This is a genomic window from Flavobacterium mekongense, assembly GCF_047038255.1.
Taxonomy (GTDB): Bacteria; Bacteroidota; Bacteroidia; order Flavobacteriales; family Flavobacteriaceae; genus Flavobacterium; species Flavobacterium mekongense.
The window spans coordinates 1,216,833-1,232,861 of the sequence record NZ_CP174374.1 but is presented as its reverse complement, the minus strand read 5'-3'; the positions used below and the strand labels follow the sequence as shown (position 1 = coordinate 1,232,861).

The window sequence follows — 16,029 nt, the reverse complement described above, 5'->3', positions numbered from 1 at the left end:
TTATACATCCATAACGTAAAAATTCCTGAAAATGTATTTTTTAACGAAAACATTTTCGATAGTTTAAAATTTTTACTCTCCTTTTTACGAAAGCCACAAGAACATTTCATCAGAATTTAAAAAAAAAGACTTATTTTGTTCTTTCTTTATTAAAGCAACAAATGCCAACATGACAACAAAAGCAGAATTTTCAAAATACATCAACGACGGTTATAATTTCAAGGGAGAAAGTATCATCTTGGGAGGTGCTATTCTTAATGGTGAAGCTTTGGCAGACACATGTGTTAAAGTCCCATTGAAGACTTTAAACCGTCACGGACTCATAGCCGGAGCAACCGGTACAGGAAAAACCAAAACCATCCAAGTACTCTCGGAACAATTATCAAATTTCGGGATACCCGTTTTGATGATGGATATTAAAGGAGATTTTTCCGGCATTGCCAAAGCGGGAGAAGAAAAACCTTTCATCACTGAACGACATGCCAAAATAAACATCCCATATAAACCCGAGTGTTTTCCGGTTGAACTAATGTCACTTTCCCAACAAAACGGCGTAAGATTAAGGGCCACTGTTTCGGAGTTCGGTCCGGTTTTATTCTCCAGAATACTCGATTTGAACGACACGCAAGCCGGTGTTGTGGCTGTTATTTTTAAATATTGCGATGACAAACAAATGCCTTTGTTGGATTTGAAAGACATCAAAAAAGTCATCAACTACATCACTGAAGAAGGTAAAACGGAAATTGAAGAACACTATGGCAAAATATCGACTTCAACGACGGGAATTATTTTGAGAAAAATAATCGAGTTGGAACAACAAGGCGGTGATATATTTTTTGGCGAAAAATCATTTGAAATAGACGACTTGATGCGCATCGATGAAAACGGCAAAGGCTACGTAAACATCCTTCGCTTGACGGATATTCAAGATAAACCAAAGTTGTTTTCAACCTTCATGTTAAGTTTATTAGCCGAAATCTATCAGCAAATGCCCGAAAAAGGCGATGCCGACCAACCGGAATTAGTAATTTTTATAGACGAAGCTCACCTGATTTTTAATGAAGCCAGCGATGCCCTACTCGACCAAATTGAAACCATCATTAAACTGATTCGCTCCAAAGGCATAGGCGTGTATTTTATCACCCAAAACCCTATGGATGTTCCGGCGAGTGTTTTGGCGCAATTGGGATTAAAAATCCAACATGCTTTAAGAGCCTTTACTGCCAAAGACCGACAAGCCATCAAACAAACGGCCGAAAACTACCCGGTTTCCGATTATTACAAAACGGATGAAGTACTAACCGCTCTCGGAATCGGCGAAGCTTTTGTTACCGCTTTAAATGAAAAAGGAATTCCTACTCCGTTAGCAGCCACTATGATGCGCGCACCTATGAGCAGAATGGATGTTCTAACTGATGCAGAAATAGCCGAAATCAATGCCAAATCGAAGTTGGTTAAAAAATATGCTGAATCCATCGACCGCGAAAGTGCTTACGAAATGCTGACACAAAAAATTGAAGCCGCTAACCAACAAGCTGAAATTGAAACTGAGACAAAACAAGAAGAAAGAAAAAGTAATGAACCGAGTACTGCGGAAGTTATCGGAAAATCGGTGACCAAAGTGGTGACGAGCGCTACTTTTATTCGTGGCGTATTTGGAATTTTAAACAAACTATTTCGCAAATAATGAAGTCGTTTTTAACTATAGGACTATTAGTCTTGTCAAATGTTTTTATGACACTGGCTTGGTACGGACATCTCAAATTTAAAGAGTTGAAATGGTTTGAAAACGCCGGTTTGATTACAATCATCCTAATCAGTTGGGGATTGGCACTATTTGAATATTGCTTCCAAGTACCGGCTAACAAAATCGGTTTTCAAGGCAACGGTGGACCGTTCTCACTGATGCAATTAAAAGTCATTCAAGAGGTAATCACCCTTGTCATTTTTGTGATTTTCTCACTCTTGTTTTTCAAAAACGAAACGTTCAGATGGAATCATGCCATTGGATTTATGTTCCTGATATTGGCCGTTTATTTTATATTTAAAAAGTAAAGATTATGAAAAAAACAATTTGGGCATTAGCTATTTTGCTGATGGTAAGCTGCAATAAAAAAGAAGTCGAAACCAAACCGGATTTGGAACCTTTCAAAAAAGAAGTCCTGAAAGCAGAAGAAGATTTCAAAACAATGGCGCAAACCAAAGGTATTCCTGAAGCGTTTTATACGTTTGCCGACAGCAATGCCGTCATCAAACGCGAGAATGACACGCTTATTATCGGGAAAGAAAACATCAAATTGTATTACAGCGATCAAAAATACCTGTCGGCTAAAGTAACTTGGACCCCAAGTCATGTGGATGTTTCTAACGATGGCACTATGGGTTATACTTATGGCAACTACGTTTGGTCTATCAAAGATTTTCAAGGCAAAGAGCGCGAATTCAAAGGTGTTTTTCATACCGTATGGAAAAAACAAAAAGACGGCAGCTGGAAATATACTTGGGATTAATTTCAACAAAGATTATGAGTAAATATTTTATCCAAAAAAATCCTTTTGTGGTACCTACCACCGACGGAAAACTAATAGAAGAGCACCACGGAAAAGCCGCAACTGCAAACAATGACATTTCCATCGCTCACATGATTGCACCACCGCATTGGAGCGAACCCTTTCAAACACCGGAGTTTGACGAATACACCTATATCATCTCCGGAAAAAAGCAGTTTATTATTGATGGAGAAACCGTAATTTTAGAAGCCGGTCAATCGATCAAAATTGAGAAAAACACCCGAGTACAATATTCCAATCCGTTTGAAGAACCTTGCGAATATATTGCGATTTGCCAACCGGCGTTTGATTTTACGAAAGTGCATCGAGAAGCAGAATAGCCATAGCCCGGATTACTTCACTATAACAAAATTAGTTTTTTAGTGTTCAGTGAATGCTTCGCATTTGGAGCGGCATCCTTTTTTGTTTTGACAAAAACAAAAAAGAGAGAGCGGATAGCCGGATAAACTTCTGAAATTTATTGGAGTAATTCAATGATTTTATTCTCGACTGCTTCGCTATTCCAAATCGCTTCTATATTCGGCATTTGCATCACTTGCTCCATAATTTGATTTTGGAAATCACCAATCGCCAAAGCTTCGGAGTAAGGTTGCAAACTAAAGGTAACGCGACTGTAAAGTGGCATCCATTTGTCGGGATGTTTGTCCGAGAACCATTTTTCGATTTTCTTTTGCAATAAGAATTTTTCATCGGCGGTTTTGGTGCTCATCTCAATGAAATTGCGCAACGACAATTCGGCTATAGCATCAGCATTAGGTTTACGCGACTTTTGGTATTCGGAGAAAATGGTTCCCCAATCGTCTCCATACTTTGTAATCATTTCATTCAAAACAGTAATGTCTTCAAAACCGGCGTTCATCCCGTGACCATAGAATGGCACAATGGCGTGAGACGCATCACCTATCAAAGCTACCTTGTCTTCAAACGTCCAAGGATAACACTTCATAATGGCCAAATAACTGGTTGGATTTTTAAAGAAATCGCGTACCAAATCCGGAATTACTTCTTTGGTATCAGGGAAATAATTAGCAAAGAAGTCTACTAAAGTTGCTTCATCTTTTAATTGTTCAAACGAATTTTCGCCTTCAAAAGGCATGAACAACGTACAAGTAAAACTACCATCTAAATTGGCCAAAGCCATTAACATAAAATTGCCTCGAGGCCAAATATGTAAAGAGTTTTGATCTATTTTATGCGTACCGTCGGGATTGGCCGGGATGTGCAACTCCTTGTACCCAATTTTCATGAACTCCTGCGAGTAATCAAACATACTTTGGCGTTGCATGCGATGACGAATTCTGGAAAAAGCCCCATCAGCGCCAAAAACTTTATCGTATTGTAAATCGGTCCATTCGCCTTTCTCGGTTTCACCCATGTGCAAAGTGGCTGTCGATAAGGTTACATCCCAGATTTTATGGTTGAAAAAAAATTCTACGCCTTCTGTCTCCGCCAAGTCAATCATTCTTCGATTCAATACGCCGCGAGAAAGCGAAAAAATAGCTTCCCCGTCTTTACCATAATACTGGTAATTGAGTTTACCGTCTTTTAAATGTATGGCTCTTTTATCAACCGCAATACCGATTTTCCTTATTTCATCATCCAAACCAACATCAGCCATAGCCTTCCAGCCGCGATTGGACATCACTAAATTAATAGAACGTCCTGAAAATTCAACGGTTCTAATATCGGGACTTCTGTCAAAAACATGTACGGTATGTCCTTGTCTCTTGAGGTAAATTGCCAATAAGGTTCCAACCAAACCGGAACCGACTACAGCAATTTTTTGAGGAGTTTGCATGAAAATCTTAAAAAAAAGTTAGGCAAAATTACTGAAATATTGAACAAGTTAGCACTCCAAAACAGCTGAATTCTTTAAAATCATAAAATTTGTTTAATTATTTTCTTTTTTTGTTAAACAAAACTTACCTTTGAAATAAAATTGTCATGACAAAAATTACGCGAACCGATTGGGATTTGCTTTCCAAAGTACACCGGCTCAACCTAATTAATAGTTGTACCGGTTATAAATCGGCCAACCTCATCGGTACAAAATCGGAAAACGGTATTGCCAACGTGGCCATATTTTCCAGTGTTACCCATTTGGGGAGCAGTCCGGCTTTGCTGGGTTTTATCTTGCGCCCAAATGTAGTGCCCAGAAACACTTACAACAACATCAAAGCCACCGGTTATTTTACCGTGAACCATATTGCCCAAAACATGATTGCCCAAGCGCACCAAACTTCGGCCAGCTATGATGCCGACATATCCGAGTTTGAGATGGTGAATTTGGAGCAAGAATATTTGTCTGAAATAAATGTGCCGTTTGTAAAAAACAGTCCGATTAAACTGTTATGCCGCTATTTAAACGAATACGAAATTGTCGAAAACAACACCATACACATTATAGCGGCCATTGAAGAAATTCATTTTCGAGAAGAATTGGTTCACGATGATTATTGGCTACAACTGGACCAAGCCGATGTAGTAGCCGTAAACGGATTAGACGGCTATTGTTTGCCTAAAATTGTGGACCGATTTGACTATGCGCGACCACACTCACCAACCAAATCCATCTTAAAAAATGGCGCATAAAAAAGTGAACCTACCCGAAAAAATCTGCAAAAGCTGCGGATTGCCTTTTAGTTGGCGCAAAAAATGGGAGAAAAATTGGAATGATGTACTTTATTGCAGTGACCGATGCAGAAAAAACAAAAAACAAGCTTAGTTTGGTTTCGTAACGATTTACGGGTGAACGACCAAACCTCTTTATACCAAGCGGTAAAAGATAGTGAACAAGTAATCGCCTTGTATTGCTTCGATCCGAGGCATTTTGCCGAAACCCAATTTGGGTTTAAGAAAACGGAAAAATTCAGGGCTAAATTTCTTGTAGAAACGATACAGGAATTGTGGCATAATTTACAGCAACAAAACATCAGTTTATTGGTCTATTTGGAAAAACCGGAAGTAATAATTCCGAAACTGATTACAGACTATAATATCGAAGCTATTTATCTTCAAAAAGAATGGACTTCGGAAGAAACGGCTGTCACTGATGCACTCAAAAACGAGTTGAAACAAATCGTTTGGAATGAATATTATGACCAGTTTTTATTCTATCCCGAGGACATTCCGTACACCGAATTCAAAAAAATCCCCGAAGTGTTTACCGAATTCCGCAAACAATGTGAAAAAATGGTTCGCGTAAAAAGTTGTTTGGAAACGCCAAAACTTCCCGATTCGAATTTAGTCAAAAACACCACTGTAATTCCTTCACTAACCGATTTAGGATACGAAGCGTTTGAAACACACCCTAAAACTGCTTTCCCTTTTCAGGGTGGCGAAAACCAAGCACTTGCTCGTATTGAGGCTTACTTTTGGGAAACCAAAAAACTCTCGGTGTACAAAAAAACACGCAATGGTTTGGTAGGTGAAGATTACAGTTCCAAACTTTCAGCTTGGTTGGCCAACGGTAGTATTTCGGCAAGAACCATTTATTGGGAAGTAAAACGTTACGAAAAAGAAATCGGCGCCAATGAAGATACCTATTGGTTGATTTTCGAACTCATTTGGCGCGATTATTTCAAATACATTTCGCTCAAACACGGCAACAAAATTTTCCAATTACAAGGCATTTTAGGGAAAAATTACGACTGGAAATTTCACCCAAAAGCCTTCCAACAATGGGTCAATGGTCAAACCAAAGAACCTTTTGTAAACGCCAACATGATAGAACTCCAACAAACCGGTTGGATGAGCAATCGCGGCCGACAAAACGTAGCCAGTTTTTGGGCCAAAGAATGGGAACAAGATTGGCGCATAGCTGCTGCTTATTTTGAAAGTATGCTAATTGATTATGACGTGCATTCCAATTACGGTAATTGGATTTACAATTCGGGTGTAGGCAATGATCCGCGCGATCGAAAATTCAATATCAAACGCCAAGCAGACATGTACGACGCCAATGGTGCGTTTCAAAAACTTTGGTTACAAACGAGCTTATTTTAGATGAAAACACTGCGACTGATTTTAGGCGACCAACTAAACCTGCAACATTCTTGGTTCCAACAAAAAGACGACTCCATTTATTATTTGATGGCGGAAGTCCGTCAGGAAACCGACTATGTAAAGCATCACATTCAAAAAGTTACGGCATTCTTTTTGGCGATGCGGAACTTTGCCGAGAAGCTGCAGCAAAACGGACATCAGGTTCGCTATTATAAAATCTCGGATATTGAAAATTTACACGATTTTGAAAAGGTAATCCAACGTGAAATCGCAAGGCTGAACATCACACATTTTGAGTACCAACTCCCGGATGAATTCCGCCTCGACGAACAACTGAAAAGTATTGGTGAGAATATAGGAATTCCTTCAAAAGCAGTCGATACGGAACATTTTTACACTGACAGAACCGAGCTGGATCGGTTTTTCCAAGGCAAGAAACAATTACTGATGGAAAGTTTTTACCGGATGATGCGCAAGAAACACCAAGTGCTGATGGTAGGCGATCAACCGCTGGGCAACCAATGGAATTTTGACCACGACAACCGCAAAAAATACAAGGGAGAAGTTCCGGTTCCCAAAGCCAAAGCATTTTCAAAAACTGTAGCTGATGTTGTGGCCGAAATCCAAAATGCCGGTGTGATTACCTTTGGCAACATTAACCCTGATGATTTCGTTTGGCCAACTTCAAGAAGCGAATGTTTGGAACAACTACAGTATTTCTGTCATGAATTATTGCCGCATTTCGGAACTTATGAAGATGCGATGCATACGACAGAACCGGATTTATTTCACTCGCGTTTGTCTTTTGCACTGAACTCTAAAATGCTTTCTCCCAAAGAAGTCATCGATACGGTTGTTCAGCATTATTATCAAAATCAGGAGCGAATTACCTTGGCACAAGTGGAAGGTTTTGTGCGTCAAATTTTGGGTTGGCGCGAGTATGTGCGTGGGATTTACTGGAAAGAAATGCCGCATTATGCCCAAATGAACGCTTTAGAAAACCACGAACCTTTACCGGATATGTATTGGACGGGAAAAACCAAAATGAATTGCATGCACCAAGCGCTGCGTCAGAGTTTGAACGATGCTTATGCGCATCACATCCAACGTTTGATGGTGATTGGTAATTTTTCACTACTCACCCAACGCCATCCCGATGCCGTTGACGCTTGGTATTTGGGCGTGTATATCGATGCCATTGAATGGGTAGAATTGCCCAATACTCGAGGCATGAGTCAGTATGCCGATGGTGGCATTTTGGCTACCAAACCTTATGTGTCTTCCGGAAGTTACCTCCAAAAAATGAGCAATTATTGCGACTCTTGTCATTATAAGGTAAAAGACAAATTTGGCGACAACGCCTGTCCGTTCAACAGCTTGTATTGGAATTTTTTAGACGACAAAAAAGCGCATTTTCAAAACAACCAACGCATGGCAATGATGCTGAGTTTGTTGCAAAAAATGAAGCCCGAAGAATTATTCCAACACAAACAACGCGCCGCTCAAATTATCGAAAATCCGGATGCGTTTTAGCTTTTAGGTTGGAAAACAACTTTAGTCGAAGATGATTCAATCTCCTTTTTATTCAACTTCATTTTTCTGAATTTACCGTTGACAAACAATTCCGATTGGTCGCTGTAATGCTTACTCATCGGATTACCGCTTTGACCGGTGGGCAATACACTCCAACTGTTTTCGATATCTGAAAAGTCGATAATTCTTCGTGTTGACGGTCCGCCTTTCACCGGAAGTATGGCTTCATCGGTATAGATAAACAATTGGTTGTTGATGACTTCATTCGTGCCGGATATCGGAAACGGTCCAACATTGAAAAAACTACTAAACAATTTCACTTTGCCGATTGGATGTTGGAAAGTGACTTGGTGTACTTTGCTCCATTGCCATTGCGAAACATCATTCCCCAATTGGTTCTCTAAAGAAGCGACAGCTTGTTTAAACGATTGGGTCAGTATTTCCGATTGGGTTTCTTTTTGGTCTTTAGAACTCACATTGTCCCACCAAGGCGAAGCGGCATTCGCCGTTTGGTTTTCTATCATTTGTTTGACAATATGTGTGCTGAGTAGCAACTTAAAATTTTCTTCTCCAAACTCGTCCTCAAAAGTATTTTTCAAATAGTGGTAAAACCATTTGTTGTAAATCGTAGGCGCTATATTTTCCGGTTCGTGAGTCGCTTTCCACGATTGCAAAACAGCCAAAGCTTGTTTTTCATTGGCCGTAAAATCTTTCGTTAGCAACGGTCGAGTCATATTACCCACTATGGTTTGAGCGGTTGCTGAAGCATTATCAACTATCATTTTCGATACATCCTCTTTCGTCCAATTGCTTTTGGCTTTTAACAAACCGTCAATTCGAACGGCGCGGTCTTTCGGCAAATAATAACCCGGATACAAATAGCCGTTGATAGGCGAAGGTTGGTTATTAGAACTATACACATAATGCCATGGCGGATTAATCGCTTTCGGATTTTGAGCAAACGGCAACCATTCTTTTTGATCGTCAGTACCGTTTGCGCCATTTAAGATGAAATTACCGTTAACGGTTTTGGGCAATTTATAGAGTTTCCCCGAAGTAATCCAAGCAATGTTGCCTTTGGCGTCGCCGTACATCACGTTCAATCCCGGCGCATGAATCAATTCGATGCTGTTATGAAAATGCTCCAAATTCTCCGAATGGGACAAGGCGTAAACCGCTTCTAAAATGCGGTTCTTTTGCTGGGTATAAATCCATGACATGGCCACCGATTGATCGCTTTGCAAACCTTCCAACAAGCCGTTGACAATTGGACCGTGTTGGCTGGTTTTTACGTTCAGCTTCACTTCAGCACTGTCTTTGACTTTGATGATTTTTTGTTGGTAGGTATAATTTTTATAACCATCCGGTGTTTTGTATTGTTTGGCGTCATTAGGATTTTCTTCTTCGGCAAAGAAATCTACATCGTCATTTTCAAACATGGTTAAGCCATAGGCATAATCGTGATTGTGACCTAAAAGCGGAAATGGCGTTCCTGCGATATAGTAACCATAGATTTCGTAATCGGGACAAACGATATGTGCTTCGTACCAAGTTCCGGGTTGGGCATACATGATGTGCGGATCATTGGCCAAAATCACTTGGCCGTTTTTGGTTTTTTCGGGACCAATTACCCAACTGTTACTGCCGATAAAAGCCGGAACAGGAGAAGCTTCAAGCAAATTGGCCACGGATTTTGAGATTTCGCTGTATTCCTTGTATTTCCCTTGAAACGATTGTAATTGTTGGGTTCCGAGTTCGCCATTAATCCCAAAATCTTTGAGATAATCCATCCCGAAACGGTCGCGGATATCCGTCATCAAAGGATCGGTTTTTTGCGCCATCGCAAAACTAAACGACATAAAACCGAAAACATTATAGATGTCTTTCAACGTAAATTTTTCTTGTTTGATGCCTAACAGTTGAATCTCTACCGGAGTCGTTCCGTTATCGATATACTGATTGATACCATCCAAATAGGCTTGCGCCAAAATATATGTTTGGGATTTTTTATCTAACTGTTTTACGGCTTTGGCTGAGTTTTCATCAATCCCGATACCGGCAAAGAACTTGTCGGTTTTGAGCGCCGCGCCTCCAAAAATTTCGGCCAATCTTCCGGGTGCGATGCGACGCATGAGTTCCATTTGCCACAAACGATCTTGCGCATGCACATAACCCAAAGTAGTCATGGCGTCTTTTTGATTATCGGCATAAATATGCGGTACACCATACTCATCATAGAAAACCGTGGTTTCCTTTTCTAAATTTTGGAGTTGGTATGCTCCTTCGTAATTGGGTTTGGTATACTGCAAATAGGCTGCGCCGATAATAACAAGTAGAACAACGATTGCCAATAGTATGAGTAGGATTTTCTTAATGCGTTTCATAGGAAAGGGATTGAATACTCAAATATAGGGAATTGAGAGGTATGAAGTACAAAGTGAGAAGTACGAAGTTTAGAAACTTATACTAAAAAGAAACCCTCTCGTTAGCGAAAGGGTTACTGTCGAATTTATTGTCTTTGGAAGTTGATTTTCTGTCCGACTTGCAATCCGTTGTTTTTGGCTAAGACACCGCACATGTGGAATAACATTCGGGCGCCAACATTGCCGTCCCAATCGTCGGTTTCACCTGGAGCAACTTCTACCAGATCGAAGCCGATAATTTCTTTACCACTTTCGGCTAATTTATTGAACAAATACGTAGCTTGTTCAAACGAAAATCCGCCCGGAACCGGCGTTCCAGTATTGGGGCAATACCATGGATACATGCCGTCGATATCGAAACTGATGCAAACTTTTTGCGGCAAGGAAGCAATAATAGCATCACATTGTTCTGCCCAAGTTTTGCCTTCGAAGGTTTCCTTTTTTAAATCGGCGTCTGTATTCACCAATACGCGTCCGTTGGCTTTTTTCACTACTTCAACTTCTTGTTCACAGAAATCGCGAATACCAACTTGCACCAATTTAGAAAGCTGCGGAATTTGCAACGCGTTGTACATGATCGAAGCGTGAGAATAGGTAAAACCTTCGTAAGCTATTCTTAAATCCATGTGTGCATCCAAATGCAGGATTCCGAAGTTATCGTGAATCGATGCCAAAGCTTCGTAATAACCTAACGGCGTGGAATGATCGCCACCCAAAAGCACTACTTTTTTGCCTTGTTGCATCCAGTGTAATACACGGTCTTTGACTTCGGTGTGCAACTCGCGACACACCTTGTTGATTTTATCCAAATCGGCTTGGAGTGCCGGATAATTTTCTACCACTTCTCCACTTTCTAATAGTTCAATTATGGGCTGAGCTAAGTCTTTGTATTTCTCGGAGTTCTTTTTCCAATGCGCAGGCGCTTCGTCAAGATAAATTCCAAGTTTCCACAATTCCGGAAAGTCTTGGTGGTTCAAATCGACTTGAAAAGAAGCGTCTAAAACAGCATCCGGACCTTCCGAAGCACCGGCACCGTAGCTTACGGTTACTTCCCATGGCACAGGAATTACAATAATCTCACTTTGTTCGGCTGAAAAGGGCAATCCAAATACGGTAGCATCGGCTAAACCCGGTTGTGAAGGATCGAAATTGGCTATGATTTGTTGCTTTGTCATAAAGTTACTAAGTTGCTGAGGCGCTGAGTGCCTGAGTTTATTTTTGTAGTGTGAGTATTCCTTGTTTTAAGATTTGTCCGAACTCGTACATATCTTCATACGAGCAATAGAATGGCGCCGGCGCTAAGCGAATCACATTAGGTTCGCGCCAATCGGTGATGACACCGTTTTGCATTAAATAATCGAATAGGCTTCGGCCTTGACCGTGCAAGAAAACCGAAAGTTGGCAGGCGCGTTCTTCCTGATTGGACGGCGTGATGATTTCAAATTCGGCTCCGTCTAACTCGGCGTCAATTTGGTGTAAAATGAACTCTAAATACGCGGTTAGCTGATTGCGCTTTTTAATAAGTTTTTCCATACCGACTTCAGCAAACATTTCGACAGAAGCCAAATACGGTGCTAACGACAAAATGGGTAAGTTACTCACTTGCCAACCGTCGGCGCCGTGTACCGGATCGAACTGCGGTTCCATTTTGAAACGGCGTTCTTTGTTGTGTCCCCACCAACCGGCAAAACGCGGTAAATTGGTCGTGTGGTGTTTTTCGTGAACGAAACAACCGGAAGCATTTCCGGGTCCGGAGTTCATGTATTTGTAACTGCACCAAGCGGCAAAATCGACATTCCAATCGTGTAAGTGTAACTCGATATTTCCGGCGGCGTGTGCTAAATCGAAACCAACCTTGGCGCCTACTTTATGTCCGGCTTCGGTAATAGTTTTCATATCGAAAACTTGTCCGGTGTAATAATTGACACCACCGATTAAGACCAAAGCCAGCTCCTCTCCTACTTCATTGATTTTGGCAATGATATCTTCTAAACAAATGTTGTGCTCGCCATCTCTGCGTTTGATTTCTACGATGGCTTCTTCGGGTTTGTATCCGTGAAAGGCAACCTGACTCTGGAACATATATTGGTCGGAAGGAAAGGCTTTTTCTTCGCAGATGATTTTATAACGAGTGGCTGTAGGTTGGTAGAACGACACCATTAACAAATGCAAGTTGATGGTAAGCGTGTTCATTACGGTAATTTCCGAAGGTTTGGCCCCTACAATTTGACTTAACGGTTGGGCAAATCTTTCGTGGTAATCCCACCAGGGTTTGTTGGCATAAAAATGACCTTCTACGGCTAAGTTGGCCCAATCGCTCATCACCTCATCTACATATTGCTTGGTGCGTTTGGGTTGTAAGCCCAAGGAATTTCCGGTAAAGTATACCACGTTTTTACCGTTGTGTTGCGGAAAAATAAACTCGTTGCGGTAGTTTTTGAGTTCGTCTTGTGCATCTAGTTGTTGCGCGAACTCGCGGGTATTTTGAAACGTCATGGTTGTAGTTTAGTTTGGCGTAAAAGTAAAAAAAAGCAAAAAGAAAAAAGGGAAAAGGGAAAAGTTTATTGCGTCGATTGCCCTAGCCCCGATTAGAGTGGAAATCCTTTTTGGCTTTTCATTTTCTGAAAGCCAAAAAGATTGTAACGGAAAGCGGGACACAGCTCCAAAAAAAATCCCAACATTGCTGTCGGGATTGTATTTTTAGATGATTAACATCGCGTCGCCATAAGAATAGAAGCGGTATTTTTCTTTGATGGCTTCTTCGTAGGCTTTTTTCATTAGGTCGTGACCACAGAAAGCGGAAATCATCATGAGCAAAGTCGATTTTGGGGTATGGAAATTGGTAATCATACAATCGGCGATACTGAAATCGTAAGGCGGGAAGATGAATTTGTTGGTCCAACCCGTGTAAGGATTTAGCGTTCTGTTAGACGAAACGGAGCTTTCGATGGCGCGCATGGAAGTGGTTCCTACGCAGCATATTCTTCGTTTGCCTTCTTTGGCTTTGTTTACGATATCGCAGGCTTCTTGGGTAATGATTAACTCTTCAGAATCCATTTTGTGTTTAGACAAGTCTTCCACCTCTACCGGATTGAAAGTTCCTAAACCTACGTGTAGTGTGATTTCGGCGAAGTTTACGCCTTTAATTTCCAAACGTTTCAACAAGTGTTTAGAGAAGTGCAAACCGGCGGTTGGTGCCGCTACTGCACCTTCTTCTTTGGCGTAGATGGTTTGGTAACGCTCGGCATCTTCTTCGGTCACTTCGCGGTTGATGTATTTTGGGATTGGGGTTTCACCCAATTCGGTTAATTTTCTTCTGAATTCGGTATACGAACCATCATATAGAAAACGCAAAGTTCTACCGCGAGACGTGGTATTATCGATTACTTCTGCCACTAACGAATCGTCGTCGCCAAAATACAACTTGTTTCCGATACGGATTTTACGCGCCGGATCTACCAAAACGTCCCAAAGGCGTTGTTCGGCGTTTAATTCGCGCAACAAAAACACTTCGATACGGGCGCCGGTTTTTTCTTTGTTACCGTACATGCGTGCCGGGAATACTTTGGTGTTATTTAAAATCATCACATCACCGTCGTCGAAATAATCGATTACATCTTTGAAGAGTTTGTGTTCGATGGTTTTGGTTTTTCGATTTACGACCATTAATCTGGATTCGTCTCTGTTTTCTGTTGGAAATTCCGCAAGTAATTCGGCCGGAAGATTAAAGTTAAAATGAGATAATTTCATATAAGTTATTTAGGATTTTAGGATTCGGCATTTAGGATTTGATTCCTAAAATTAAATCGCCTGCAAATATACTATCGTGAGATAGGCGTTGTCAAGTGTTTTAGGGTTTATTTTTGAAAATGAGGTGCTAAGGCGCTGAGACACTAAGGTGCTGAGGCTTTTGACGTCTTATTGTTCGGCTACTGAAAATCCTGCTAATTTTAAATCGGCCCAAAAAGTTGGATAAGATTTAGATACCACTTCGGCTTCTTCAATCACAATAGGCACTTTTATCGCCAATGGTGCAAAAGCCATAGCCATGCGATGGTCTTGATAAGTTTTGATGTTGATGTTTGGGTTAATGCTTTCGGATGGTTCCAAAGTTAAACTTTCATGAGTTACAGTTACCTTGGCACCCAATTTGGTTAGCTCGGTTTTCAACGCTTCTAACCTATCCGTTTCCTTTATTTTAAGCGTATGCAAACCGGTTAAATGGCATGGTAATCCAAGTCCGAAACAGGTAACCGCTATGGTTTGGGCAATGTCGGGACAGTTATTGAGTTGTAGGTTATGTGTTGTAAGTTTTGGGTTATGGGATTTTCTTAACAGTATACTATTGTTTTCGAAAATCGTTTCTACTCCAAATGCACTATAAATTTCTACTAAAGCGCTATCGCCTTGTAAGCTGTTTGGTTTATAACTCGACAGTGTAATTTGGGTTCCAACTTCAGATAAAGCTATGATAGAATACCAATAAGATACAGAAGACCAGTCGGATTCAATAGTAAGGAGTTGCGGGTTGCGGGTTGCGGGTTGCGGGTTAACTTTAATCGTATTTGCTATGAAAGAGGTTTCAACTCCGATTTCATTAAGCAAAGCCAAAGTCATTTTGATGTAAGGCACAGAGGTAATTTCGCCTTCTAAAGTCAGTTCCAGACCGTTTTCCAGTTTTGGAGCAATTAGCAACAAGGCCGAAATATACTGGCTGCTGACATTGGCCGGTAAGGAAACTTTGGAGCGCGTCAACTTTTTACCTTTGATGCTTAGCGGCGGAAAACCTGCTTGTTCTTCATAACTGATTTCGGCGCCGAGTTGTTGCAGAGCTTCGACTAAAATTTTAATCGGACGTTCTTTCATACGGGTAGAACCGGTTAGCACGACTTCCTTTCCTTCTTGTATGGCAAAGAAAGCGGTTAGGAATCGCATGGCAGTACCGGCGTGATGAACGTCTACAATTTGCGGGTTAAGGGTTGTGTTTTGGGCGTTTTGTAATGCTTTCGACATCACTTCTGAATCATCGGAGTTGGAGGTGTTTTCCAAAGTCAGATTCGGATACAAAGCTTGCAGCAATAGCAATCGATTGGTTTCCGACTTAGAACCGGTGATGGAAAGTTGCGGGTTGGGGGTTGCGGGTTGCGGGTTATAGGTTAGCTGGAGATTCATTATTCCGAAACTACTTTTAATCCGACGATGGATATGATTAATGTACTGATAAAGAAAATGCGCCAAAAAGTAGCGGGTTCTTTGAACACTAAAATCCCGACTAAAACACTACCAACAGCTCCGATGCCTGTCCACACCGCATAAGCTGTGCCAATGGGCAACTCTTTAGTCACCTTGACCAGCAGCACCATACTGAGTGTTAAGCATAGTAAAAAACCACCGTACCAAGACCACATAGTTGTTCCTGAAGTTTCTCTGGCTTTACCGAGGCAGAAAGCAAAAGCAACTTCAAATAGTCCGGCGATGATTAACAGTAACCAATTCAA

The 16,029-nt window shown here is 41.0% G+C and carries 15 protein-coding genes; 8 read left to right on the top strand and 7 right to left on the bottom strand.

All coding sequences use genetic code 11. From position 1 onward, the window contains the following. The first annotated feature begins 169 nt into the window (after positions 1–169). From ACJG85_RS05170 to ACJG85_RS05155, 4 genes are read left to right on the top strand one after another with little or no spacing between them, the layout of a single operon-like run. Positions 170–1,687 carry a helicase HerA-like domain-containing protein gene (locus tag ACJG85_RS05170; RefSeq protein ID WP_412477087.1) on the top strand — a complete coding sequence of 506 codons (1,518 nt, stop codon included), beginning with the start codon at positions 170–172 and terminating at the stop codon, positions 1,685–1,687. Beyond that, the gene (locus ACJG85_RS05165) at positions 1,687–2,055 is read left to right on the top strand and encodes a DMT family protein (RefSeq protein ID WP_409679138.1); all 369 of its coding nucleotides are present in this window, start codon (positions 1,687–1,689) and stop codon (positions 2,053–2,055) included. Before ACJG85_RS05170 ends, ACJG85_RS05165 begins: the two co-directional genes overlap by 1 nt. Positions 2,056–2,060: 5 nt before the next feature. Next, a complete protein-coding gene (locus tag ACJG85_RS05160; RefSeq protein WP_412465064.1) occupies positions 2,061–2,510 on the top strand; it encodes a YybH family protein in 450 nt (149 codons plus the stop codon). 14 nt (positions 2,511–2,524) lie between these two features. Further along, positions 2,525–2,890, top strand: a complete 366-nt coding sequence (locus ACJG85_RS05155) for a cupin domain-containing protein (protein WP_412465063.1) — start codon at positions 2,525–2,527, stop codon at positions 2,888–2,890. Positions 2,891–3,027: 137 nt separating this feature from the next. Here ACJG85_RS05155 and ACJG85_RS05150 read toward each other — a convergent pair whose 3' ends face one another. Next, positions 3,028–4,368 carry an FAD-dependent oxidoreductase gene (locus tag ACJG85_RS05150; protein ID WP_409679128.1) on the bottom strand — a complete coding sequence of 447 codons (1,341 nt, stop codon included), beginning with the start codon at positions 4,366–4,368 and terminating at the stop codon, positions 3,028–3,030. A gap of 146 nt (positions 4,369–4,514) precedes the next feature. Between ACJG85_RS05150 and ACJG85_RS05145 the strand changes: the two genes are divergently transcribed. The 4 genes from ACJG85_RS05145 to ACJG85_RS05130 are packed head-to-tail and all read left to right on the top strand — an operon-like array spanning position 4,515 to position 8,108. Next, on the top strand, positions 4,515–5,162 hold the full coding sequence (locus ACJG85_RS05145) for a flavin reductase family protein (RefSeq protein ID WP_412477086.1): 648 nt from the start codon (positions 4,515–4,517) through the stop codon (positions 5,160–5,162). After that, complete coding sequence (locus ACJG85_RS05140) at positions 5,152–5,295, top strand: DUF2256 domain-containing protein (protein ID WP_290874942.1); 144 nt, start codon at positions 5,152–5,154, stop codon at positions 5,293–5,295. The genes ACJG85_RS05145 and ACJG85_RS05140 overlap by 11 nt, the downstream gene beginning before the upstream one ends. Continuing rightward, complete coding sequence (locus ACJG85_RS05135; protein WP_412477085.1) at positions 5,268–6,575, top strand: DASH family cryptochrome; 1,308 nt, start codon at positions 5,268–5,270, stop codon at positions 6,573–6,575. Before ACJG85_RS05140 ends, ACJG85_RS05135 begins: the two co-directional genes overlap by 28 nt. After that, on the top strand, positions 6,576–8,108 hold the full coding sequence (locus tag ACJG85_RS05130) for a cryptochrome/photolyase family protein (protein WP_412477084.1): 1,533 nt from the start codon (positions 6,576–6,578) through the stop codon (positions 8,106–8,108). It abuts the gene before it with no gap. On the opposite strand, the gene ACJG85_RS05125 is transcribed toward ACJG85_RS05130, so the two are convergent. The 6 genes from ACJG85_RS05125 to ACJG85_RS05100 form a co-directional block, all read right to left on the bottom strand. Then, entirely contained in the window at positions 8,105–10,492 is a 2,388-nt protein-coding gene (locus ACJG85_RS05125; protein WP_412477083.1) for a penicillin acylase family protein, read from the bottom strand. The genes ACJG85_RS05130 and ACJG85_RS05125 overlap by 4 nt on opposite strands. A gap of 125 nt (positions 10,493–10,617) precedes the next feature. Next, positions 10,618–11,706 carry an agmatinase family protein gene (locus ACJG85_RS05120; RefSeq protein WP_412477082.1) on the bottom strand — a complete coding sequence of 363 codons (1,089 nt, stop codon included), beginning with the start codon at positions 11,704–11,706 and terminating at the stop codon, positions 10,618–10,620. Between the two features lie 37 nt (positions 11,707–11,743). Continuing rightward, entirely contained in the window at positions 11,744–13,027 is a 1,284-nt protein-coding gene (gene kynU / locus ACJG85_RS05115; protein ID WP_412477081.1) for a kynureninase, read from the bottom strand. 204 nt (positions 13,028–13,231) lie between these two features. After that, positions 13,232–14,281: a tRNA preQ1(34) S-adenosylmethionine ribosyltransferase-isomerase QueA gene (gene queA, locus ACJG85_RS05110; protein ID WP_409679108.1), complete on the bottom strand. Its 1,050-nt coding sequence runs from the start codon at positions 14,279–14,281 to the stop codon at positions 13,232–13,234. Between the two features lie 168 nt (positions 14,282–14,449). Beyond that, entirely contained in the window at positions 14,450–15,703 is a 1,254-nt protein-coding gene (aroA, locus tag ACJG85_RS05105; RefSeq protein WP_412477080.1) for a 3-phosphoshikimate 1-carboxyvinyltransferase, read from the bottom strand. Beyond that, positions 15,703–16,029 (bottom strand): DMT family transporter, encoded by a 327-nt coding sequence (locus tag ACJG85_RS05100; protein ID WP_409679102.1) that lies wholly within the window; start codon positions 16,027–16,029, stop codon positions 15,703–15,705. Before ACJG85_RS05100 ends, aroA begins: the two co-directional genes overlap by 1 nt.